The following is a 23,018-nucleotide window of genomic DNA, read 5'->3' as shown; positions in this document are numbered from 1 at the left end:
GACCAGACATCTGGAGAACAACATGACAAATTCTCAGCACGTCGCGGTCATCACCAGCGATGAACAAGCCCTGATCATTGCCAGCGACCTGGCCGAAGACTTCAAACGCGACAGCGCCCTGCGCGACCGCGAGCGCCGCTTGCCACACCCGGAGCTGGAAGTATTTTCCCGCTCGGGCCTGTGGGGCATCAGCGTGCCGAAAGAGTATGGCGGCGCCGGCGTTTCCAACGTCACCCTGGCCAAGGTAATCGCATTGATTGCCCAGGCCGACGGCTCGCTTGGGCAAATCCCGCAAAACCATTTCTATGCCCTTGAAGTGCTGCGGGTGAACGGCAACCACGCGCAGAAAAAACGTCTTTATGCCGAGGTATTGGCCGGCCAGCGCTTCGGCAATGCATTGGCCGAACTCGGCACCAAAACCGCACACGATCGCGTCACAAGCCTGACCCGCGACGGCAGCGGTTATCGCATCAATGGTCGCAAGTTCTACGCCACCGGCGCGATTTACGCCCAGCGCATTCCCACCTCGGTGGTGGATGAAAACGGCGTGCAGCAACTGGCGTTCGTCCCGCGAAACAGCAAGGGCCTGAGCGTGATCGACGACTGGAGCGGTTTTGGCCAGCGCACCACCGGCAGTGGCTCAGTGGTATTTGAAGATGTCTTTGTTGCCGCAGAAGATGTGATTCCCTTTCAAAGCGCCTTCGAGCGCCCGACCCCGGTCGGTCCGCTGGCGCAGATTCTCCATGCCGCCATCGACACCGGCATCGCTCGTGCTGCGTATGAAGATGCGCTGCACTTCGTGCGCACGAAAACCCGGCCATGGATCGACGCTACCCACGAAAAAGCCACGGACGATCCGCTGACCCTCAAGAGCTTCGGCCACCTGAGCATTCGCCTGCACGCCGCCGAGGCACTGCTGGTGCGTGCGGGTGAATACCTCGACAAGGCCCAGGCCGACACGCATGCCGAGACCGTCGCGGCCGCGTCGATCGCCGTCGCCGAAGCCCGCGCCCTGAGCACCGAAATCTCCCTGGCCGCCGGCAGCACGCTGTTCGAACTGGCCGGCAGCCAGGCGACCTTGATCGAACACAGCCTCGACCGCCACTGGCGCAACGCCCGGGTGCACACCCTGCACGATCCGGTGCGCTGGAAGTACCACGCCGTGGGTAATTACTACCTCAACGATGAAAACCCGCCACTGCGGGGGACCATCTAAATGACTAAAAAGAAGATCCTGCTCAACGCATTCAACATGAACTGCATTGGGCACATCAACCACGGCCTGTGGACCCATCCACGGGATAACTCGACGCAGTACAACACGATCGAATACTGGACCGAACTGGCGCAGTTGCTGGAGCGCGGGCTGTTCGACGGCCTGTTCATCGCCGACATCGTCGGGGTCTACGACGTCTATCAGAACTCGGTGGACGTGCCGTTGAAAGAGTCGATCCAGTTGCCGGTCAACGACCCGCTGCTGCTGGTGTCGGCCATGGCCGCAGTGACGAAAAACCTCGGTTTCGGCCTGACCGCCAACCTCACCTACGAAGCGCCCTATCTGTTCGCCCGACGCCTGTCGACCCTGGATCACCTGAGCCGTGGCCGGGTCGGCTGGAACATCGTCACCGGCTACCTCGACAGTGCGGCCAAAGCCATGGGCCTGAGCGAACAAGTCGAGCATGACCGTCGCTACGACCAGGCCGACGAGTACCTGGAGGTGCTCTACAAACTCTGGGAAGGCAGTTGGGAAAACGGCGCGGTGCTGAACGATCGGCAGCAGCGGATCTACGCGCAGCCCGAGAAAGTGCACAAGGTCGAGCACAAGGGCGAGTTCTATCAGGTCGAGGGTTATCACCTCTGTGAACCCTCTCCACAGCGCACGCCGGTGCTGTTCCAGGCTGGCAGCTCGGATCGCGGCTTGCTGTTCGCCGGGCGCCATGCCGAGTGCGTGTTCATCAGCGGCCAGACCAAGGCGTCGACCAAGGTGCAGGTGGACAAGGTGCGCGCCAGCGCCGTCGGCGCCGGACGCAACCCCGAGGACATCAAGGTGTTCATGGGCCTGAATGTGATCGTCGGCGCCACCGAAGATCTGGCCTGGGCCAAGCACGCCGAATACCTGAGTTACGCCAGTGCCGAAGCCGGCGTGGCGCATTTTTCGGCGTCCACCGGGATTGATTTTTCTCAGTATGAAATCGACGAACCGATCCAGTACGTGAAGAGCAACGCGATCCAGTCCGCCACCAAACACCTGCAAAACAACGACTGGACCCGGCGCAAACTGCTCGAACAACACGCCCTCGGCGGTCGTTACATCACCGTAGTGGGTTCCCCGGAGCAGGTGGCCGATGAGCTGGAATCGTGGATCGCCGAAACCGGGCTGGATGGCTTCAACCTGACCCGCATCGTCACGCCGGAAAGCTATGAGGATTTCATTGAGCTGGTGATCCCCGAGTTGCAACGACGGGGGTCGTACAAGACTGCTTATGACAATGGCAGCCTGCGGGAAAAGCTGTTTCAGCGGGAAGCGCATTTGCCTGAGCAACATAACGGCGCGGCGTTTCGCCGCTAGAAGCCTGCTCGCGAAGAGGCCCGACCAAACAATTCAAACCTTATGCACTGACTGGATAACTCATCATGAAAAAGCACTACCTCTCTCACCCAGTCAAAGCACTGGCCCTGGCCTTCGGCTTGTTCAGCTCAGTGACTTTCGCCGCCGACGCGCCGCTGAAAATCGGCACCACCGCCGCCTTCGCCATTCCCCTGGAAGCGGCCGTCGAAGAGGCCTCCAGACAAGGCCTGAAAGTCGAACTGGTGGAGTTCACCGACTGGATCGCGCCGAACGTCAGCCTCGCCGCCGGCGATATCGACGTGAACTACTTCCAGCACATCCCGTTCCTGGAAAACGCCAAGGCCGCTTCGGGCTTCGATCTGGTGCCTTTCGCGCCGGGGATCATCAACAACGTCGGCCTCTATTCGAAGAAATACAAAAGCTTCGACGAGCTGCCGCAAGGCGCCAGCGTGGCCATCGCCAACGACCCGATCAACAGTGGTCGTGGCTTGCAGTTGCTGGCCAAGGCCGGGCTGATCACCCTCAAGCCCGGCGTCGGCTACAAGGCCACCGAAGAAGACATCATCGCCAACCCGAAGCACATCAAGATCCTCCAGGTAGAGGCCGTGCAACTGGTACGTGCCTATGACGATGCCGATCTGGTGCAGGGCTACCCGGCCTACATTCGCTTGTCGAAAACCTTCGATGCGGGCTCCGCGCTGCTGTTCGACGGCCTCGATCACAAGGAGTACGTGATTCAGTTCGTGATCCAGCCGAAGAGCAAAACCGACCCGCGCCTGATCAAGTTCGTCGACATCTACCAGCACTCACCCGCTGTGCGCGCCGCGCTGGATAAAGCTCACGGCAAGCTCTATCAAGCCGGTTGGGAAAGCTGAGCATGACGGCCGCCATCCAACGGCGACTGGAGATTCCAGAGCCGCAACGTGCCGAACGCACTGAGCTGCATCCCGAACTGAACCATGCCCACGTCCGCTTCATCGGCCTGGGCAAAACCTACAACGGACAGCAAGGGCCGGTGGCTGCCCTGCACGGCATCGATCTGGCGATCCAGCGTGGCGAAGTGTTCGGCATCATCGGCCGTAGTGGCGCCGGCAAGTCGTCGCTGATCCGCACCATCAACCGCCTGGAACAACCGAGCAGCGGTCGGGTGCTGATCGATCAGGTGGACATCGGCGAGTTCGACGAAGATCGCCTGGTGGCGCTGCGTCGGCGCATCGGCATGATCTTCCAGCACTTCAACCTGATGTCGGCCAAGACCGTTTGGCAGAACGTCGAGCTGCCGCTGAAAGTCGCTGGCGTGCCCAAGGAACAACGCGAGCAGAAAGTCCGTGAACTGCTGGAACTGGTCGGTTTGCAGGCCAAACACAAGGCTTACCCGGCGCAGTTGTCCGGCGGGCAGAAACAGCGCGTGGGCATTGCCCGGGCGCTGGTGCATGACCCACAAATCCTGTTGTGTGACGAAGCCACCTCGGCACTCGACCCGGAGACCACGCAATCGATCCTCGGCCTGCTGCGCGAGATCAACCGGCGCCTGGGCCTGACCATCGTTTTGATCACCCACGAGATGGCGGTGATCCGCGAGATCTGTGATCGGGTGGTCGTGCTCGAACACGGCCACATCGTCGAGCAAGGCCCGGTGTGGGAAGTCTTCGGCAATCCACAGCATGAGGTCAGCAAGACGCTGCTGGCTCCGTTGCAACACGCATTGCCGCAAGAGCTGCAAAGCCGTCTGTTGGCGCAAGCGACATCCCCCGATGCCGCTGTGGTCCTGCGCTTGCAGTTCACCGGCAGCCAGCGCGACGAACCGGATCTGGCAGCACTGTTCAGCGCGCTCGGCGGCCGAGTGCGCTTGTTGCAAGGTGGTGTGGAACGGATTCAGGGCCATGCGCTTGGGCAACTGCTGCTGGCGGTGACGGGCTCACCCCTCGCTGCCGAAGAATTGCGTCAGCGCGCCAGCCATTGGGCGCAACAGGTGGAGGTGCTGGGTTATGTGGTTTGATCGCTTGCTGCAGGGCTTTATCGACACATTCCTGATGGTCGGCGTGTCGTCGTTGATCGCACTGTTGGCGGGTATTCCGCTGGCAGTGATACTGGTCACCAGTTCCAAAGGTGGCATCTACGAAGCCCCGGCGCTGAATCGCGCTTTGGGTGCATTCGTGAACTTGTTCCGCTCGGTTCCTTTCCTGATCTTGATGGTCGCTTTGATTCCGTTCACCCGGCTCGTCGTCGGCACCACTTACGGCGTGTGGGCCGCCGTGGTGCCGTTGACCATTGCCGCCACGCCTTTCTTTGCGCGTATTGCCGAGGTCAGTCTGCGGGAGGTTGACCACGGTTTGATCGAAGCGGCGCAAGCCATGGGCTGCCGACGCTGGCACATCGTCTGGCATGTGCTGTTGCCTGAAGCGCTGCCCGGGATTATCGGCGGGTTCACCATTACCCTGGTGACCATGATCAACTCGTCGGCCATGGCCGGGGCGATTGGCGCGGGTGGGTTAGGGGACATTGCGTATCGGTATGGGTATCAACGGTTTGATAGCCAGATCATGCTGACGGTGATTGTGCTGCTGGTGGCGTTGGTGGCGGTGATTCAGTTGGGTGGGGATCGGTTGGCGCGGGGCCTCAACAAGCGCTAACTCTGTAAGAGCGGGCTTGCTCGCGAATGGCTGCGAAGCAGCCCTCAACCTGATGGCGTATATTCGGCAAATCCCAATTGCCTGCGCAGCCGACATGAAACAGACGCCCATTGACCTCGAACAGATCACCTCCACGACTCTCGGACATTACAACGCGGTCGCCGAAGACTTCCGTGAAGGCACCCGCGATCACGATGTCAGCCAGAACATCGATGCGCTGTTGCGGCACATTCAGGGCGAGGCGCCGTTCGACATTCTCGATTTTGGCTGTGGGCCGGGCCGGGATTTGCAGACGTTCACCCGTATGGGCCACAAGGCAGTCGGCCTCGACGGTTCGGAAAAACTCGCGCAGATGGCCCGGGTGGACAGCGGTTGCGAGGTCTGGCAGCAGGACTTCCTGAAGCTCGATCTGCCGGCTGAGCGCTTCGACGGGATCTTTGCCAATGCAGCGCTGTTTCATGTTCCGCTTCAGGAATTACCACGGGTGTTGAAGCAGCTGTGGGGAGCGTTGAAACCGGGTGGGGTGTTGTTCAGTTCCAATCCTCGTGGCGAGAATCAGGAAGGCTGGAACGGGCCGCGTTATGGGTCGTACCACGACCTTCGGGCGTGGCAGCAATTGTTGATCGAGGCAGGGTTTGTGGAGCTTGAGCATTACTACCGACCGGCAGGGCTGCCGCGGGAGCAGCAGCCCTGGTTGGCGAGTGTCTGGCGTAAATCTGCGTAGTCAGTTCGGCCGCCTTCGCGAGCAGGCTCGCTCCCACAGTTAATCGCGTTCAACCTGTGGGAGCGAGCCTGCTCGTGAATAGAGCACATAGCGCTCGCCTTTACCGCACCTCTTTCTTCGGCTCGCGAATCTTGTACCAGGCCACGTACAGCGCCGGCAAAAACAGCAGCGTCAGCAAGGTGGCGATGACGATCCCGCCGATCATTGCATAGGCCATCGGCCCCCAGAACACTTCCCGGGCAATCGGGATCATCCCCATGCTCGCCGCCGCCGCAGTCAGCAGAATCGGTCGACGTCGATGCTCGGTGGCCTGCACCACTGCATCCCACGGCGTATAGCCCTTCTGCTCGTACTCGTCGATCTGGGTCACCAGGATCACCGAGTTACGGATGATGATACCGATCAGCGCCAGAATCCCGAGGATCGCCACGAAGCCCATGGGCGTACCTGTAGGCACCAGCGCAAGTACCACGCCGATCAGCCCCAGCGGCGCGACGCTGGCCACCAGGAACAGCTTCTGCACGCTGTGCAGCTGGATCATCAGGAAGGTCGCCATCAAAAACAGCATCAGCGGCACAACCTTGGCAATCGGCCCCTGGGCCTTGCCACTTTCCTCCACCGTACCACCGGTGGCGACCTTGTAGCCCGCCGGCAATCTGGCAGCGAAATCGTCGATGGACGGTTTGAGGATTCTCACCAGGTCGGTCGGCTGGATCTCGTCGCGTATCGCCGCCTTGATGGTGATGGTCGGCAGGCGATCGCGACGCCACACCAGCGGCTGCTCCAGTTCGTAGCGCACCGTGGCGAACGCCAGCAACGGAATCGACGTGCCACCAGGCGTAACGATTTGCAGGTTCTGCAGGGTTTCCGGCGTTCCGCGCTCGGAATCCACCGCACGCCCGACCACGTTGATCAGATAGATGTCGTCATCGACCTGGGTCACCGACTGGCCGCTGACGATGCTGTTCATCAGGTTGGCCACATCTTCGGAAGACAGCCCCAACTGCCGCGCCTTGTCCTGGGCGATGTCGATGCGCAGGACTTTGCCCGGTTCGTTCCAGTCGTAGATGATCTCGCCAATGTGCGGGTTCTTGTCCAGCTCGGTGGCCAGGTCGATGGCATGTCGGCGCACCTGATCGATGTCTTTGCCGCTGACCCGGTACTGGATCGGACGCCCTACCGGCGGGCCCATTTCCAGTGCCTGGACATAACTGCCGATGCCGACGAAGTCGTTGCGCAAACGCTCGCGAAGCTTCTGCATCATGGCTTCGCGGGTGTGGCCTTTGCTGACGATCACCAACTGCGCGTAGAACGGGTTTTGCAGTTGCTGGTCCAGTGGCAGGTAGAAGCGGATGGCGCCCTGACCGACGTAAGTGCTCCAACGCACGATGTCCGGATCGTCCTTGAGCGTGGCCTCGAGTCGGTCGACGGCCCGGCGGGTTTCGTCGATCGAGGCGTTTTGCGGCAGGTTCAGATCCACGAGGATTTCCGGTCGATCCGAAGACGGGAAGAACTGGTTCTGCACATAGCGCATGCCAAACACCGCCAGTACAAAGCACAGTACGGTGATGCCGATGGCCCACCAGCGATTGCGCATGCACCACAGCAGCCCGCTGTTGAACGCCTTGCCAATACGCCCGGGTTCGCCTTCATGGGGTTTCACGTTGGTGCTGAGGATGTGCACGCCGATCACCGGCGCAAACAGCACCGCCACCACCCATGAGACCAGCATGGCACAGGCAATCACCGCAAACAGGGTGTAGGTGTACTCGCCGGCGGAGCTGGCGTTCAAGCCGATCGGCACGAAGCCCGCCACCGTGACCAGCGTACCGGTGAGCATCGGGAACGCCGTGGAGGTGTAGGCGAAGGTCGCCGCCTGCTCCTTGGTCTCGCCCATTTCCAGGCGCGTCACCATCATCTCAACGGTGATCATCGCATCGTCCACCAGCAGGCCGAGGGCGATGATCAGTGCACCAAGGGAAATCCGCTGCATGGTGATGCCGCTGTACTCCATGAACACGAACACCATCGCCAGCACCAGCGGGATCGAGCACGCCACCACCAGCCCGGCGCGCACGCCAAGGCTGACGAAGCTGACCAGCAGCACGATCACCACGGCCTCGAACAACGCGCTGGTAAAGCCACCGACGGCCTCCTCCACGACCACGGCCTGGTCAGAGACGTTGTAAATGCCGACACCGACCGGCAGGTCGGCGGTCAACTGCTCGATACGAGTGTGCAAGGCCTTGCCGAACGCCTGGACGTTGCCACCCTTCTGCATGGCGATCGCCAGGCCGATGGCCGGCTTGCCGTTGAAGCGGAATTCCGGCGAGGCCGGATCGACATAGCCGCGGCTGATTTCGGCGATGTCGGCCAGACGATAGAAGCGGTCGTTGAGCTTGAGGTTGACCTCGGCCAGGTCTTTCTCCGAAGCGAACTGCCCCGAAGTACGCACCGAAATCCGCTCCGGCCCGGCCTCGATGACACCTGCCGGGGTCACGGCGTTCTGGGTTTGCAGGCTCTGCACCACCTGACGCTGATCAATGCCCAGCGCGGCGAGTTTGCGCGTGGAGAAGTTCAGGTACAGCACTTCGTCCTGCTGGCCGACCATCTCGATCTTGCCCAGCCCCGGCACACCGCGAATTTCCATGCGGGCCTGTTCCACGTAGTCGCGCAACTGACGCATGGTCAGGCCGTCGGCGGTAAAGGCGTAGATCGACCCGAAGACGTCACCGAACTCGTCGTTGAACGACGGCCCCTGTATGCCTTGTGGGAACTGGTATTTGATGTCGTTGATCTTCTTGCGCACCTGATACCAGATTTCCGGAATGTCCTTGGCACTGGTGGTGTCGCGCAGGTACACGTACACCGTGGATTCGCCGGGGCGCGTGTAACTTTTCACGTAGTCGAGGGAGTCGAGTTCTTCGAGCTTTTTCTCGATCCGGTCAGTGATCTGCTCGAGGGTTTCCTCCTGGGTCGCCCCCGGCCATTTGCTCTGGATCACCATGGTCTTGATGGTGAACGAAGGGTCTTCTTCACGCCCAAGGTTGAAGTACGAGAACACACCCATCAGCAACCCGACGAACATCAGATACCAGATGAACGATTGGTGCTTGAGGGCCCATTCCGAGAGGTTGAAAGGCCCTTTCATTGACTGTCCTCGTCGATTTTCACTGGTTGCCCCGGCTTGAGGCTGTTGACACCGGCACTGACCACTCGCTCGCCGTTCTTCACGCCGCCAGCCAGCACCACAGTGTTGTCGGTGCGGCTGATCACGGTGATGTCACGGGGGGAGACGGTTTTGCTCTGCGCATCGATCACCCAGATGCGCGGCTTGCCATCCACCTCCTGCAGCGCGGTGACAGGCAACTCGATGCGCGGCTTGATCGCCGAACTCAGGGTGACGCTGATTGCCGTGCCCAGGCGAAAGCCGGCTGGCGTTTCGGCCAGGGTCAGGCGGGCGCGACGGGTGCGTGTCGCGCTTTGAGCCTGTGGTTCGATTTCGCGGATGACGGCCGTGGTGTTGATGCTCGGTTCAAGTTGCGCCGCGACCAGGAACACCACATCTTTGGGCAGTTGATCGACCAGAGTATCGGGCAGGTCGATCACCGCTTCCTTGATGTCCGGTTGCGCCAGGGTCACCACTTGCTGACCGGCCGAGACCACTTGCCCGGCCTCGGCGCTCCACGCAGTGACCACGGCTTTATGATCGACGCGCAACTCGGTGTAGCCCAGTTGGTCCTTGCTCTGGTTGACGGCGGCCCGGGCCTGATCGAGGGAGGCCTGGGTGGTTTTCAGGTCGGTGTTGGCCGCGTCGAGTTGCGCTTGCGCGCCAACCCCGCGGTCAAACAAGGCTTGCTGACGCTGGGCAGTGGCCTTGGCGTTGATCAGTTGCGCCTGGATTTTCGACAGATCGCCTTGAGCCGAACGCAATTGGTTCTGCTGATCTGAAGGATCGAGGGTGGCCAGCAACGTGCCCTTCTCGACCTCGGTACCGACATCGACGTTACGGCTGGCGATTCGCCCTCCCACGCGGAACCCGGTATTGCTTTCATAACGTGCCTGGATACTGCCGGCGAAGCGGCCCAGGTCCTCTTCGTTCAAGGTCTGAACCTTGATCGACAGCACCGGCCGTACCGGTGCCGGCGGTGGTTCGCTTTTGGAACAGGCGCTCAGCACCAGCCCGATGGACAACGCCCATAAAGGCTTCATGGCTTGGCTCCCCAGGTCAGATCCTTGTAAGTGTTTTCAGCAATCTCGACGTCCATGTCCGGGTGCAACAGCTGCCCGCCCGCGACGATGACTTTGTCCCCTTCCTTCAACCCGTCGCTGATGATGACCTTGCCGGTCAGGTAGCGGCTGACTGTCACCGAATGCAACTGGGCCTTGCCCTTGTCGTCGACAATCCAGACCGCAGGTTTACTGATGTTTTTGGTCAGCGCCGACCACGGCAGCTCGATGGCCGCCTTGCCCGACCCCCTGGCCGTGGCACTCACCACCGAGCCCAATTGCATGCCGTCCGGCAGGCTGTCGAGGCCGACCTTGACCTGTACGGTGCCGGATTGCGCCGACACCGACGGGGTGACTTCACGTACGGTGCCAGTGGTTTTGATGGCGGGGTTGTCGACCAGACTCAGGACAATGGTCTGATCCTTAGGCTTATGTGCCAGCAGCGATTCATAGACGTTGAACACGGCATCCCGGTCGCCGTCCCGGGCCAGGCTGAAGACCGGCATCGTCGCCTGCACCACCTGGCCGACCTCCGCCTGGCGTGCGGTAATGATCCCCGGCGCATCGGCGATCAGCGCTGTATAGCTCAACTGATCCCTGGCATTGGCCAACTGTGCCTGGGCAGCGCTCAAGGCACTCTGGCTACTGTTCAAGGCAGCCTGGGCCGAGTCATATTCGCTCTGGCTGGTGTAACCCTTGGGCAGGAGTTTTTGCTGGCGCACGAACGCCGCCGCACTCTGCTTCACCCGCGCCTGCTCGGCGAGCACTTGCGCCTGGGCAGAGTCGACATTGGTCTGCAGATCCTTGGGGTCGAGCCGGGCGAGCACTTGCTTGGCGGTCACGCGATCACCGACGTCAACCGAACGCTGGATGATCTTGCCACCCACACGGAAAGACAGCTCCGTCTGTACCCGCGCCTGGATATCGCCGGTGAGGGTGACCGAGGCTGCGTAATCCGTTGGCTTGACGACTTGTACGAACACCCGTGGCAGGTATTCCTGCACGGGTTTTTTCTCCTCGCACGCCGTTAGCAGGGTGACGACACTCAAGGCCATTACTACTTTCAGTCCGGGAACCGCCATGCAAACTCCTTGGCCTTTTTTATGGACAACTCGACAGAGAGCTTAGAACAGGATTTCAACCTTGCACGTTCGTCTTATGAAGAAAAAATTCGCACTGCCTTGCCCCTGAAACACTTGCCATAGACGCCTGCGCATGACTGACAATGAGCCCCGGTCAACCCCCTCAACTCTCGTGGTGGCCAATTACCGCTCGATCAACAAACTGGCGATCCCGAGGCGTTGCGAGCTGCCATCAGCGACGCGTTTCCCGGCGCACGGCTGCACATCGAACCGCTGCCAGGTGGGCGCTTCGCCATCGAATTCTTTCAGGAAGGTTTGTTGCGGCCGCTGTCGGCCGCCGAGTTGTCGGACGGAACCTTGCGTTACCTGCTGTTGGTCACGGCGCTGATGGTGCTGAACGAGCCGGAAACCAGCCTGCATCCGGACCTGCTGCCGGCGCTGGCGAGCCTGATCATCCGCGCCTCCGCGCAGTGCCAGGTGTGGGTGGTGCCCCATGCCCGGCGCTTGATTCCGGCCTTGCAGCGGGACCCCGACTGCAACTGCATCGTGCTGGAGAAAAATCTTGGTCAGACCGTCATTGTCGGCCAACGCATGCTGGATGAACCCGCATGGTATTGGCCGGATTGAACGGCGCGTAATTTGACGGGAGATGGAAGAAGTCTATTTTCCCTTGCGTGCCGACTGGTACTCCCTCTTCGCGAGCAGGCTCGCTCCCACATGCAATATGCACACGAAAAAAAACGCCGACGCTATTGCTAGCCGTCGGCGTTTGAAACCTTGAAGGGGTTTACTTCGCGAATCAGAACGCCGGCAGTACCGCGCCGCTGTACTTCTTCTCGATGAAGGCTTTCACTTCCGGGCTGGTCAGGGCCTTGGCCAGTTTCTGGATGGCAACGCTGTCCTTGTTGTCCGGACGGGCCACCAGGAAGTTCACGTAAGGCGAATCGGCACCTTCGATCACCAGAGCGTCCTTAGCCGGGTTCAGACCCGCTTCCAGCGCGTAGTTGGTGTTGATCATGTCCAGGTCGACCTGATCCAGCACGCGCGGCAGCATGGCCGATTCAAGCTCCTTGAACTTGAAGTTGTGCGGGTTCCTGGCGATGTCTTTCGGCGTGGCCAAGGCGTTTTTCGGGTCTTTGAGCTCGATCAGGCCAGCCTTCTGCAGCAGGATCAGGGCACGGCCGCTGTTGCTGCCTTCGTTCGGGATGGCGATGGTCGCGCCGTCTTTGAGCTCAGCCAGGGTTTTGACTTTCTTCGAGTAGCCGCCGAAAGGTTCGACGTGCACACCGATCACGGTTTCCAGATGAGTGCCTTTGCCTTCGTTGAAGCTCTTGAGGTACGGCAGGGTCTGGAAGTAGTTGGCGTCCAGGCGCTTCTGGTCGACCTGCACGTTCGGCTGAACGTAGTCGGTGAAGACTTTGATTTCCAGGTCCACGCCTTCTTTGGCGAGGGTTGGCTTGATCAGCTCAAGAATCTCGGCGTGTGGAATCGGGGTTGCCGCAACCACCAGTTTCTCGCCAGCCTGGGCCAGGCCCGCGGTCAGGGCAGCCGCCAGTGCGGTGAACAACAGAACCTTTTTCATGCAGTGTCCTTATCGAAAATCGCAGTCGCTTGTGGCGACGGCTTGAAAATGAGAGTGCCAGTGAAGTGCTATCGCTGGCGTGAAGCGGACAATACCGGGATTTTTTATTCCCGAACAATAACGTTTATTCAGCTTCATATTCCATTTTGTTCATACAGCTCTAGCCCGCACCTTACCCTGTAGGAGCGAGCCTGATCGCGATGATCGCCAGGGCAACGCGGGCATTCAGGAAACCCGCGTCATCGTTGATGACCATCGCGAGCAGGCTCGCTCCTACAGGAGACCGGTGCCTTTAAGTATTTGTTTCAAGGCGTCTTTTTCAGCATCGGAACCGTTGCCAAGAATCTGCTTGAGCTGCCGTTCGATCTGTCCCAGACCTTCATCAGGCAAATTCAAATGCTCCGGCAAGATCTCGTCGCCGGTACTCACCAACAGCGCAAAGTGGATGACGTTTTCCAGTTCCCGGGTATTGCCCGGCCATCTGTGGCGTTCCAGCACGCGTTGCGCGGCCTCGCTGATCAGCGGTACCGGTAGCTCCAGGCGTTGGCTGTAGATGCCGAGGAAGTACTCCGCCAGCGAAAGGATATCCCCCACCCTCTCGCGCAGTGCCGGCAGTTCGAGCGGGCCTTCGCTGAGGTAGTGATAGAGCCGCTCATGGAATTTTCCGGCGGCAACCGCCTGGGCCAGATCGATGCTGGTGGCCGCCACCAGACGCACATCCACCGGGCTCGGCTGATGAGCGCCGACGCGGGTGACTTCGTGGTTCTCCAAGGCAGCGAGCAATTTGATCTGGATCGGCAGCGGCAGGTCACCGATTTCGTCCAGGTACAGCGTGCCGCCGTTGGCCGAGCCGAACCACCCGGCACGACTGCTCGCTGACCCGCTGTAGCTGCCCGCGGCGTAGCCAAACAGCTCGGCGTCGGCGTAGGTCGGGCTGATGGCACCGCAGTTTACCGACACGAATAACCCGCCGCGATCGCTGGCGCGATGGATATGACGGGCCAGCAATTCCTTGCCGGTGCCGGTTTCACCACGGATCAGCACTGACACTGAACGCGTGGCCAGTTGCTCAAGGTCTTCGCGCAACTGCCGTGAACGCGGGTCGACAAACACCAGCGCCTTGGCGCGGATGCTCAGGGGACTTTTTTCGGCATCGGGAAAGGTCAGCAGCGGCTGACCGAAGGTTTCAAAGCTCATGGCAGACTCCCGCCCAAACCGTCGGGAGACGGGGGCGTTAAATAAAGAAAGTGTTCAAGCGCGGCGCAGGGCGTGGTGTTCCATACGGTTTTGCAGGCGGTAGAGATAGGCAAAACCCTGCTCCCAACGCTGGTGACCGGACTTCACGTTGATATGCCCCGCCCCCGCCAGAATCCCTGCCTCGGCGCCCCAGTTGCGCGCCAGTTGCAGGGCTCGCGACGCACTGACGGCGCTGTCGTTGTCAGAGCTGACGACCTGGCTCGGGAATGGCAGCAGGTCCGTCGGGATCGGCGCGAAGTTGCGCAAGGCCGGCGCGCAGGCCGGGCGTTCGACGTCCGCTGGTGCAACCAGCAAGGCACCGCGCACCTGACGCAAAAACTGCACAGGCGCGGTGGCCGCCCAATGAGCGACAGTGATGCAACCCAGGCTGTGGGCGATCAGGATGACCGGCGTGCTGTCGACGGCAATCGCCTCGGCCAGCGCCGCGACCCAGTCTTCACGGCGTGGCGTCAGCCAGTCGGCCTGCTCCACCCGCGCGCTGTTCGGCAGGCTGTTCTGCCAGTGGCTTTGCCAATGATCTTCTGGCGATCCTTGCCAGCCCGGCACAATCAGGTAGCGAATTGATTCGTTGCGCATGGGGAAGCTCTCCTGCGTGTCTGTTCCCGGTCGAGTATAGGGAGGCGAGATATATCCGTTAAGGAATAAGAAGCTATTTATTAATACTTTTATCGAATATCAAACAAATCCCCTGTGGGAGCGAGCCTGCTCGCGATGGCGGTAGACCGACCACCGTTGATGTTGAATTTGAAGACGCCTTCGCGAGCAGGCTCTCTCCCACAAGAGGTCTTTTTTTCAGGCAAAAAAAAGGGGCCGCACCCTGCCAAGGAGACGGCCCCGGAAAACGAAATTCTGTTAACGCGCCGTGATCACCGACAGCTTGGTAATCCCGGCCCGCTCGATCGACGCCATGGCCCGCGCCACTTCGCCGTAATTCACACCGTCGTCCGCCTGCAACTGCACGCGCACCTCGGGGTCCCTGGCCTTCGCCGACTTGAGGTTGAATTCCAGCAGATCCGGCTGTATCTCGTCCTTGTTGATAAACAGTTTGCCGGCACCGTCGATGCTCACCACCAACGGGTCTTTCTGCTCCACCGGTGCCACCGCCTCGGTCTTGGGCAGGTTGATCGGAATCGCGTTGGTCAGCAGCGGTGCGGTGACAATGAACACCACCAGCAACACCAGCATCACATCCACCAGCGGCGTCACGTTGATCTCACTGAGCACCTCATCAGTGTCTTGCGTGGAGAAGGCCATATCAGGACGCCTCCTTCACTTTCTGCACGCTGCCCTGGGCTGCCACCTTGTGCGCCGTCGGGTGGATCAGCACGCGGAACGAACTCTTCTGCGCCAGGCTGTAGAAGTCATGGGCGAAGTCATCCAGGTCCGCCGCCGTCAGTTTCAAGCGGCGCAAAAAATAGTTGTAAACCAGCACCGCCGGCACCGCGACGGCGATCCCCACGCCAGTGGCGACCAGCGCCGCGCCAATCGGCCCGGCGACCGTTTCCAGGCTGGCCGAGCCTGCCGCGCTGATCCCTTTCAACGCTTCCATGATTCCCCACACCGTGCCGAACAAACCAATGAACGGCGAGGTGCTGCCAATGCTCGCGAGCACCGCCAACCCGGTTTCCAGCGAGCGGCGCTCACGCACGATCTGCTGACGCAAGGCACGCTCCAGACGATCCTGATGATTGATCGCCTGGCTCAGGTCCGCCGCCTGCGGCGCCTCGCCCACCTGGATTGCCGCATAACCGGCCTGCGCAACCCGAGCTGCCGCTCCGGGCCGGGTTTCGCTCAGCTCGGCCGCCGAATCGAGACTCGAAGCGGCCCAGAACTGTTGATGAAACTTTCGATCCTGTGCCTTGAGGCGACCGAACTGTACGCCCTTGAGCAATGCCAAACCCCAGGTTGCGACGGAAAAAACCACCAGCAGCCAGATCACCGCGCTTTCGATGGATTCAAGTGGAGATGCCAGTAACGTCATGGTGTATTCCTCGTGTAAACGTTTCGCGCGAATTTGGTTTCGGTTTAATGAATCTTGAAATCGATGGGCACGCTGACCCAGCCGTCCTGAGCGACATCGCCTCGTTTGGCTGGCACGAAACTCCAGCGTTTCACCGCGTTCAGCGCTGCTTCGTCCAGCGCATCGCGACCGCTGCTTTTCTGGATCTGGATCTCGCCGGGCTTGCCGCTGGCCATCACATGCACACGCAACAACACCGTGCCTTCCCAACCGCGACGCTGGGCCAGCGACGGGTATTCCGGCGCCGGGTTTTTCAAGTAGCCGGCCGTGGCGGAGGCCGGTGTTACGGGCGCGGGCACCGGCGGTGCAGGTGACGCCGGGGCCGCGATGGGTGCTGCCGGTTGCGGTGGTGCGAGGGGTTGCTCGACAGCCTTTGGCGCCGGTTTCGGTAGCGGTTTGGCAACTGGCCTGGGCTTGGGAAGCGGCTTCGGTGGAGGTGGCTTCACGGCCAGTTCGTCTTCCACCGGTGGTGGCGGCTCAACCACTGGCTGCACGGGTTGCGATGGCGCAGGCTCAACCACCGGTGGCGCCGGACGCGAGAACTCGATGGTCATCGGCGGAATCTCCGGGGGCACCACAGGCAACACGATGGTCGGCTGCTGATTGACCCAGTAAATCACCGCGCCATGCACCAGCAACGCCAACACACCGAGCAGGATCGTCTCCCGTCGACTCAAGATGCCTTTGGGTGCGCGCTGCAAACGCAACTGGCCCAAGGGCACCCGGTGCGGTCGACCGAGGTCGACCAATTCACCACCGGGTGCCTGGCGCCACAGCACTTCATGTGCACTGACGGCGGTCTGGACATTGCCCATTGCTTCACTCCCTGCGGTCTCTTTGCGGATAACCCGAAACGTCGTGTGAACATCCCCCGACGACATCCCGGTGGAGAAATCATTGGCTGGAACGTTTAGTTCTTAAAGTAATTTTTGATGAGTTATTTAGACGAATATTGCATATGTAAAACCCGTCGCTAAGCGCCAGAGCCCGCTATCCAAGGGCTCTGGCCCGATGACGAAAAACCGATGCCTTGTCTGCATTGAAAATATTCATTCAAGGCATGCTTTTTCGTCGTCAGAAGTCGTATCGACCGGTTACGCCCAACGTTCGTGGTGTGCCGAGCAGGCCTTCATAACCGCCGTTCGCGGCCGCCCACAGCGTCGTGTAGTAGGTTTTGTCGAAGGCGTTTTTCAGCCACAACGAAACGTCCCACTGCCCCTGGTTGAAGTCGCCGCGCAGGCCGGTGGACAGGTTGACCAGCGCATAACTCGGGATCTGGCCGAAGTCGGAATCTTCCACCGTGCCCACCGCTTTGGAGCGGAACGCATAGCTGGCGGTGACGTACTCTTCGAAGCCGTTACTCAGGTTCCACTTGTATTCGCCGTTGGCGTTGCCAATCCATTTCGAAGCACCCACCACTTGGTGTCCGGTGAGGTCGCAGGACGCCGGAGCGCCTGGCGCCAGGCTGACTTCCGGCGGGCACGGCGCATCCTTGTACGAGAGGTAGCTGACGTCGTTGTACGAGCCGTTGATGTTCAGCGTCAGGCCGCGCAACGGGATCAGGGTGCTTTCCAGTTCCACACCACGGGAGCGCACCGAGCCGGCGTTGGTCAGGAACTGCACACGATTGACCTCGTCGAAGGCGTTGGTCTGATAGCCGTTGACCTGGGTCCAGAACACGTTGGCATTCAGTTGCAGGCGACGGTCCCACAGAGTGCTCTTGAAACCGAGTTCGGCATTGTTGGCGCGCTCGGTGCCAATCAGCAGTGAATCGGGGCCGGCCACAAGCGCCGTACCGACAGCCAGATTGACCCCACCGGATTTTTCGCCATGGGACAACGTGGCATAGGTGAGCAGGTCGTCGGTGAGACGGTAGCTGAGGTTCAACAGGCCCGAGGGGCTGGCGCTGTACTGGTTCAGATCGCCGGAATCGAAGACCCCCGCCCGAGCGCGTCGTGCAGCGGCCGCCGCACCGGTGACCGCAACACCACCGGCCGGTGCATTACGGGTCACCCGGGCGTTTTTCTCTTCATAGGTGCCGCGCAGACCGGCGGTGAAATCCAGGCGCTCGGTCAGGTGCCAGGTGCCTTGGGCGAAAAGCGCGAAGCTGTTGGTTTCGATATGACCGTTGCCGACGCTGTCGACGTTGTTCAGTGCACCGTTGGGCGTGCCGTTCCAGATGTCCGCTTGCGGGCCGTTAAAGGTGAAGGACTTGTTGTCCAGGTCGGAACCGAAGTAATAGGCGCCGAGCACGTAATCGAAGAATCCGCCGGTGGGCGACGCCAGGCGAAACTCCTGGGAATACTGTTTGTCCTCAACCGAAACACCGGCGTTGAAGAAGACGGACACGTTCAGGCCATCATCATTGCGCGGGGTAAAATTCCACCAGCGATAGGAGCTGATGGAGGTCAGGGTGAAGTCGCTCGGCAGCGTCCAGTTCGCCTCGACCGAGGTGCCGCCCTGGTGCACGGTGACGTGCTGGTCGTTGTTCAGGTTGACCTTGCGGTGCGTGCCGTCAACCAGTGTCGCGCCCGCCGCATTGGCCCGGCGCTGGTAAAGGTTGATGCCATTGATGGTTGGTCCGGTGTTGAACAACACACGGGTGCCGGCGCTGGAGTCTTCTTCGTTGTAGTCGCCGATCCAGCGCAGGTTGAACGCTTCGTTCGGCTTGAAAAGCAATTGGGCGCGAAAGCCGTCACGGGAGCCACCGTTGAGGTCATGGCCGTCGAATTCGTTCTTGATGTCACCGTCGCTGCGGGTGCGATACGCAGAGAAACGTCCGGCCAGTTCGTCATTCAGCGGCCCGGAGATCGTGCCCTTGGTCTGGAAATAACCATCCTCGCCCACCGACGATTCGATGCTGCGCTCAGGGGTAAAGGTCGGCGCGCGGGTGCTGATGTTGATCACGCCGGCGGTGGTGTTTTTGCCGAACAAGGTGCCTTGCGGACCGCGCAGCACTTCGAGCTGCTCGATGTCTATCAGGTCGAACACCGCCATGCCTGGCCGGCCGAGGTAAACGTTGTCGAGATACAACCCGACACTGCCTTCCAGACCATCGCTGGCCGGGTTGTTGCCCAGGCCTCGAATCGACACGCTGGACTGGCGCGCATGCATGTAGGCGACATTGACGCTGGGAACCAGTTGCTGCAAATCCTGGATGCGATAGACCCGCTGGGTTTCCAGCGTCTGGCCGCTGACCACGCTCATGGGCGCCGGCACATCCTGCGAACTTTCTTCGCGGCGGCGGGTGGTTACGGTCACGGTTTCCAGTTGCGTATTGTCGGCCGTGGCGGTTTTTGCGGAGGGGGGTTCAGGGGTGGTGCTGTCGGCCGCATAGCCTTGGGTCCAACCGGCGCTTCCTGCCAGTATCAGGGCCAAAGGCAGGCGTTTGAGCCGTTGGGGGGACGAAGTTGGGGCGAGGTGCAACGGACTCATAAGGCGGGGTTCCCGATCAAAAGAAATGCTTTATTGCTTGCCAGGCCGCCATCGCGGGCAAGCCCGCTCCCACACTGGTTGTGTGAACACTGGAGATCCCCTGTGGGAGCGAGCCTGCTCGCGAAGGCGTTCGGTCAGACGCCGTCGATATCCGGCCCTTTCACCGTCTGACTGCGCTGTCCATTCACACCCACCGGCACTTCACCCTTGAGCGTCACCCGGCGCACCACGCGATCCTGAGTCCCGTAGTCATCCACCGCGTAATGCTGGGTGGAGCGGTTGTCCCAGATCGCTACATCGCCAGCCTTCCAGCGCCAGCGCACGATGTTTTCCTGGCGGATCACATGGCTTTGCAGCAACCCGAACAGGTGCGCCGAATCGGCCTGGGAATAGCCCTTGATGCGTTTGACGAAATGCCCCAGCAACAGGCTCTTCTCGCCGCTGATCGGGTGCACGCGGACCACCGGGTGTTCGGTCTCGTAGACGGCCGAGGTGAAGATCTTGCGATAACGCTCCAGCTTCTCGGCCGAGACGTCCGGCCTGGTGCCGGCGTAGTCGTATTCGTTGCTGTGCACGGCGACCAGTTTGTCGGCCAGCTCACGCAGCTCCGCCGGCAACCCGTTGTAGGCGGTAGCGGTGTTGGCCCACAGGGTGTCGCCGCCGAAAACCGGGGCCACCACCGAGCGCAGGATCGAGGCTTTGGGGTAGGCCTCGACGAATGTCACGTCGGTGTGCCAGGAGCTGGCTCGCTGGCCTTCGGCGCCGTCCAGTTCCAGCAGAAAACGCGTGCCTTCGCGCACTGGTACGGTCGGGTGTGCCACCGGTTCGCCGAGCAGGTGGGCGAACGCTTCCTGGCGCTGATCGTCGAGTTGGGTCTGCTCGCGGAAGAAGATCACTTTGTATTGCAGCAGCGCCTGTTGAATGGCCTCAACAGTGGCGGCATCCAGCTCGCCTGAAAGCTGTACGCCACGGATTTCGGCACCGATGCGACCGGCCACCGGGTGGATTTCAAGCGCGTGGACAGCTGGTTGTACTGCGAAAGCGGCATTGCTCATGGGTAGACCCTCATCAGACTGCTTGCGGTTGAACCGGCCGCGAAACACTGCTCTATCTATATTCAATTTAGATCTAATAGATATCTACATGCTTCGTTGACGGAATAAGAGGTTGCATTTAAAACCTCAGTCAACCCTCGTCGCAAATGCCTTCGAGCTATTTTTAGGATGCCGGAAAAGCATATGGATCTTCGCCAGTTGCGTTACTTCATCGCCCTCGACGAACACCGCAGTTTCGTGCGCGCAGCCGAGGCCATGGGCATTACCCAGCCAGCCTTCAGCCGCAGCATTCAGGGGCTGGAGCAGGAGTTCGGCTGTGTCCTGGTGGACCGTGGCAACAAGGATCTGCGCCCCACCCCCGAAGGCCTGGTGGTGCTGCAACATGCCCGCAGCCTGGTGCAGGGCGCGGCGTTGCTCAGTTGCGAAGTGACGCAGATGACCAAGCTCGATGCCGGTGAGCTGCGCTTTGGATGCGGCCCGGCGCCGGCGGTGAAACTGGTACCGGATGCGGTGGCGCAATTCATCAATGCGCACCCGAAAGTGCGCACCTGTTTCGAGGTGGATAACTGGGAAAAACTCAGCCGCGCCCTGAGCCGTGAAGAGATCGAATTCTTCATCGCCGACATCCGCCATTTCGAGTCCGACCCGAACTTCCAGACCCAGCCATTGACGCCCAAGCGTGGCGTGTTTTTCTGCCGCCCCGGGCATCCGCTGCTGGCCAAGGAGAGCCTGTCGACCAACGACATGTTCGATTACCCGCTGGCGACCACGAAGATCCCGCCAGGCATTCGCAAACTGCTGGCAAACCTCAGTGGCCGGGTGGATTTTTCGCCCAGCATCGAGACCGAACATTTCCCGGCGCTGGTGAAAGTGGTGCTGCAATCCAACGCCATCGGCGTGGGAACGCAGGAAGCGTTTATCGAGGACATTGCCCAGGGGTCGCTGGTGCTGCTGCACTGGCGCAATCTGCCGCAGAACATTGAGAGCATGAATGCGCGGTGCGGGATCGTCAGCCGCACGGGGTTCCGCTTGTCACCGGCGGCGCGGGCGATGATCGAGACGTTGGTGGCGGTGGACAGGCAGCAGATCAGCGTCGCGGTTTAGGGCCCCTTCCCGAGCAGGCTCGCTCCCACACTGGAGGTATCCTGTGGGAGCGAGCCTGCTCGGGAAGGGGCCAGTCAGTTCACCAAAGATTCAGAGCCTGGCAGCAGCCAACTCCGGCGCCACCCAATCACTCACCTTGAACGGCTTGCGAATCAGCTTCTGCTGCGAAGCCAGATCCACCGCATCCTGCAACTTGCCAAGGAACACCGGGTCAAGCGTCGAGGGGAATACCTCGCTCAGTTTCTGATCCTTCAGATCCTGCGTAAGGATCACCGCCGGATAACTCGCCAGCCCCGACACCAGCTGAATGTAGGCGTCCTTGTTGCCTTCCTGAGTCAGCCACGCCACCGCTTGCTGTTGAGCCTTGAGCAGTGTGGCGACCGCCTCGGGGTGCTCGTCGACAAACTTCCCGGTGCCCACCAACACCGCCTGCACACTGCCAGCGCCATCCAGATCCTTGGTATTGAGTGGCAACTCGGCCAACCCCTTGGCCTGCAACGCCGTGAGCCCGGAACCGCCCCACGATGCATCGATCTGCTTCGCCGCCAGCGCCGCGACCGCTGCGTTGAAGTCGAGGTTGATGACTTTCACGTCCTTCTCGCTCAACCCCTGGCTGGCCAGTGCCGCATCGAAGGACAACTGGCTGGCGGTGCCACGGAAGATAGCCACGCGCTTGCCCTTGAGGTCTTGCAGGGTCTTGATCCCCGAACCCGGCACCACGCCGAGGTAATGCTTGACCCCGCGCGCCGAGGCGCTGAGCAACCGCGTATCCAGACCATTGGACTTGCCGATGATAGCTGCCAGATCGCCGAGGTAGGCCAGGTCCACCTGATCGTTGGCGAACGCCTCGTTGATCACCGGGCCTGCGCCCTTGAAGAAGCTCCACTGGATCTTGATGCCCTGTTCGGCGAAGGCCTTTTCGAAGATCTGTTGATCACGCAGCACATCCACGACACCGCCACCGCTGTGCTGGGTACCGGCACTCAAGTCCGGCACGGCGATGCGGATCTCCTTGAGCTCACTGGCGTTGGCCGTGAAGGCCAGCAGGCCCACCAGGGCCGGTGCGGCGAACAGACTGATGACACGTTTGAAGGGAAGGTTCATGGGTGCGGCTCCTTGGGCAACGGGCGTTGAGGAGCCGAAAGTAGGCCGAAGTAGAACCAACACTTAAATACTATAAATTCACATTTTTAGACCATTTAGATCTATATCAATCCCTGCGGACCTCTCCGTGGCGTATGCCTTGGCAGCATCAAAAATATTCTTCGAATGCATTGGATGCAGCTGAGCTGGAGGCCTTAAATGGCTTTTCTTATCTCTCAATAGC

At 60.7% G+C, this 23,018-nt stretch carries 19 protein-coding genes and 1 pseudogene; 8 read left to right on the top strand and 12 right to left on the bottom strand.

The genetic code is table 11. The annotated features are described in order from the left end of the window. The first annotated feature begins 22 nt into the window (after positions 1-22). The 6 genes from CAF65_RS19880 to CAF65_RS19855 all read left to right on the top strand — a co-directional run bounded on the left by CAF65_RS19880 (position 23) and on the right by CAF65_RS19855 (position 5,926). Positions 23-1,216 (top strand): SfnB family sulfur acquisition oxidoreductase, encoded by a 1,194-nt coding sequence (locus CAF65_RS19880; protein WP_085717816.1) that lies wholly within the window; start codon positions 23-25, stop codon positions 1,214-1,216. After that, positions 1,217-2,569, top strand: a complete 1,353-nt coding sequence (locus CAF65_RS19875; RefSeq protein ID WP_085717815.1) for an LLM class flavin-dependent oxidoreductase — start codon at positions 1,217-1,219, stop codon at positions 2,567-2,569. A gap of 65 nt (positions 2,570-2,634) precedes the next feature. Further along, positions 2,635-3,444, top strand: a complete 810-nt coding sequence (locus CAF65_RS19870) for a MetQ/NlpA family ABC transporter substrate-binding protein (protein ID WP_085717814.1) — start codon at positions 2,635-2,637, stop codon at positions 3,442-3,444. Positions 3,445-3,446: 2 nt separating this feature from the next. Further along, the gene (locus CAF65_RS19865; protein ID WP_085717813.1) at positions 3,447-4,568 is read left to right on the top strand and encodes a methionine ABC transporter ATP-binding protein; all 1,122 of its coding nucleotides are present in this window, start codon (positions 3,447-3,449) and stop codon (positions 4,566-4,568) included. Continuing rightward, entirely contained in the window at positions 4,558-5,202 is a 645-nt protein-coding gene (locus CAF65_RS19860; protein WP_085717812.1) for a methionine ABC transporter permease, read from the top strand. Before CAF65_RS19865 ends, CAF65_RS19860 begins: the two co-directional genes overlap by 11 nt. 94 nt (positions 5,203-5,296) lie before the next feature. Continuing rightward, on the top strand, positions 5,297-5,926 hold the full coding sequence (locus CAF65_RS19855; RefSeq protein ID WP_085717914.1) for a bifunctional 2-polyprenyl-6-hydroxyphenol methylase/3-demethylubiquinol 3-O-methyltransferase UbiG: 630 nt from the start codon (positions 5,297-5,299) through the stop codon (positions 5,924-5,926). 100 nt (positions 5,927-6,026) lie between these two features. Here CAF65_RS19855 and CAF65_RS19850 read toward each other — a convergent pair whose 3' ends face one another. The 3 genes from CAF65_RS19850 to CAF65_RS19840 are packed head-to-tail and all read right to left on the bottom strand — an operon-like array spanning position 6,027 to position 11,238. Next, the gene (locus CAF65_RS19850) at positions 6,027-9,077 is read right to left on the bottom strand and encodes an efflux RND transporter permease subunit (RefSeq protein WP_085717811.1); all 3,051 of its coding nucleotides are present in this window, start codon (positions 9,075-9,077) and stop codon (positions 6,027-6,029) included. Further along, on the bottom strand, positions 9,074-10,138 hold the full coding sequence (locus CAF65_RS19845; protein ID WP_085717810.1) for an efflux RND transporter periplasmic adaptor subunit: 1,065 nt from the start codon (positions 10,136-10,138) through the stop codon (positions 9,074-9,076). Before CAF65_RS19845 ends, CAF65_RS19850 begins: the two co-directional genes overlap by 4 nt. Continuing rightward, positions 10,135-11,238: an efflux RND transporter periplasmic adaptor subunit gene (locus CAF65_RS19840; RefSeq protein WP_085717809.1), complete on the bottom strand. Its 1,104-nt coding sequence runs from the start codon at positions 11,236-11,238 to the stop codon at positions 10,135-10,137. The genes CAF65_RS19845 and CAF65_RS19840 overlap by 4 nt, the downstream gene beginning before the upstream one ends. Positions 11,239-11,436: 198 nt before the next feature. Here CAF65_RS19840 and CAF65_RS19835 point away from each other — a divergent pair. Further along, a pseudogene (locus CAF65_RS19835) lies at positions 11,437-11,865 on the top strand (AAA family ATPase); the annotation flags it as partial. A 172-nt stretch (positions 11,866-12,037) separates the two neighbouring features. On the opposite strand, the gene CAF65_RS19830 reads toward CAF65_RS19835, so the two are convergent. The 8 genes from CAF65_RS19830 to CAF65_RS19795 form a co-directional block, all read right to left on the bottom strand. Beyond that, on the bottom strand, positions 12,038-12,820 hold the full coding sequence (locus CAF65_RS19830; RefSeq protein ID WP_085717808.1) for a MetQ/NlpA family ABC transporter substrate-binding protein: 783 nt from the start codon (positions 12,818-12,820) through the stop codon (positions 12,038-12,040). Positions 12,821-13,093: 273 nt separating this feature from the next. Further along, a complete protein-coding gene (locus CAF65_RS19825) occupies positions 13,094-14,017 on the bottom strand; it encodes a sigma 54-interacting transcriptional regulator (protein WP_085717807.1) in 924 nt (307 codons plus the stop codon). A 54-nt stretch (positions 14,018-14,071) separates the two neighbouring features. Continuing rightward, on the bottom strand, positions 14,072-14,653 hold the full coding sequence (locus CAF65_RS19820; protein ID WP_085717806.1) for an alpha/beta hydrolase: 582 nt from the start codon (positions 14,651-14,653) through the stop codon (positions 14,072-14,074). A 276-nt stretch (positions 14,654-14,929) separates the two neighbouring features. Beyond that, complete coding sequence (locus CAF65_RS19815; RefSeq protein ID WP_057399168.1) at positions 14,930-15,331, bottom strand: biopolymer transporter ExbD; 402 nt, start codon at positions 15,329-15,331, stop codon at positions 14,930-14,932. 1 nt (position 15,332) lies between these two features. Next, positions 15,333-16,058: a MotA/TolQ/ExbB proton channel family protein gene (locus tag CAF65_RS19810; RefSeq protein ID WP_057712499.1), complete on the bottom strand. Its 726-nt coding sequence runs from the start codon at positions 16,056-16,058 to the stop codon at positions 15,333-15,335. A gap of 44 nt (positions 16,059-16,102) precedes the next feature. Next, positions 16,103-16,912 carry an energy transducer TonB gene (locus CAF65_RS19805; protein WP_085717805.1) on the bottom strand — a complete coding sequence of 270 codons (810 nt, stop codon included), beginning with the start codon at positions 16,910-16,912 and terminating at the stop codon, positions 16,103-16,105. Between the two features lie 259 nt (positions 16,913-17,171). Continuing rightward, on the bottom strand, positions 17,172-19,532 hold the full coding sequence (locus CAF65_RS19800; protein ID WP_085717804.1) for a TonB-dependent receptor: 2,361 nt from the start codon (positions 19,530-19,532) through the stop codon (positions 17,172-17,174). A gap of 134 nt (positions 19,533-19,666) precedes the next feature. Then, complete coding sequence (locus tag CAF65_RS19795) at positions 19,667-20,587, bottom strand: TauD/TfdA family dioxygenase (RefSeq protein WP_085717803.1); 921 nt, start codon at positions 20,585-20,587, stop codon at positions 19,667-19,669. Between the two features lie 183 nt (positions 20,588-20,770). On the opposite strand from CAF65_RS19795, the gene CAF65_RS19790 reads away from it, so the two are divergent. Continuing rightward, on the top strand, positions 20,771-21,691 hold the full coding sequence (locus CAF65_RS19790; protein ID WP_085717802.1) for a LysR family transcriptional regulator: 921 nt from the start codon (positions 20,771-20,773) through the stop codon (positions 21,689-21,691). Positions 21,692-21,781: 90 nt separating this feature from the next. Here CAF65_RS19790 and CAF65_RS19785 read toward each other — a convergent pair whose 3' ends face one another. Further along, complete coding sequence (locus CAF65_RS19785; RefSeq protein ID WP_085717801.1) at positions 21,782-22,795, bottom strand: ABC transporter substrate-binding protein; 1,014 nt, start codon at positions 22,793-22,795, stop codon at positions 21,782-21,784. Positions 22,796-23,018 lie beyond the last annotated feature (223 nt).

The sequence above is a fragment of the Pseudomonas sp. B28(2017) genome, assembly GCF_002113025.1.
In the GTDB taxonomy this organism is placed as follows: domain Bacteria; phylum Pseudomonadota; class Gammaproteobacteria; order Pseudomonadales; family Pseudomonadaceae; genus Aquipseudomonas.
The sequence above is the reverse complement of the archived record's forward strand: the minus strand, read 5'-3'. Positions and strand labels throughout refer to the sequence as shown.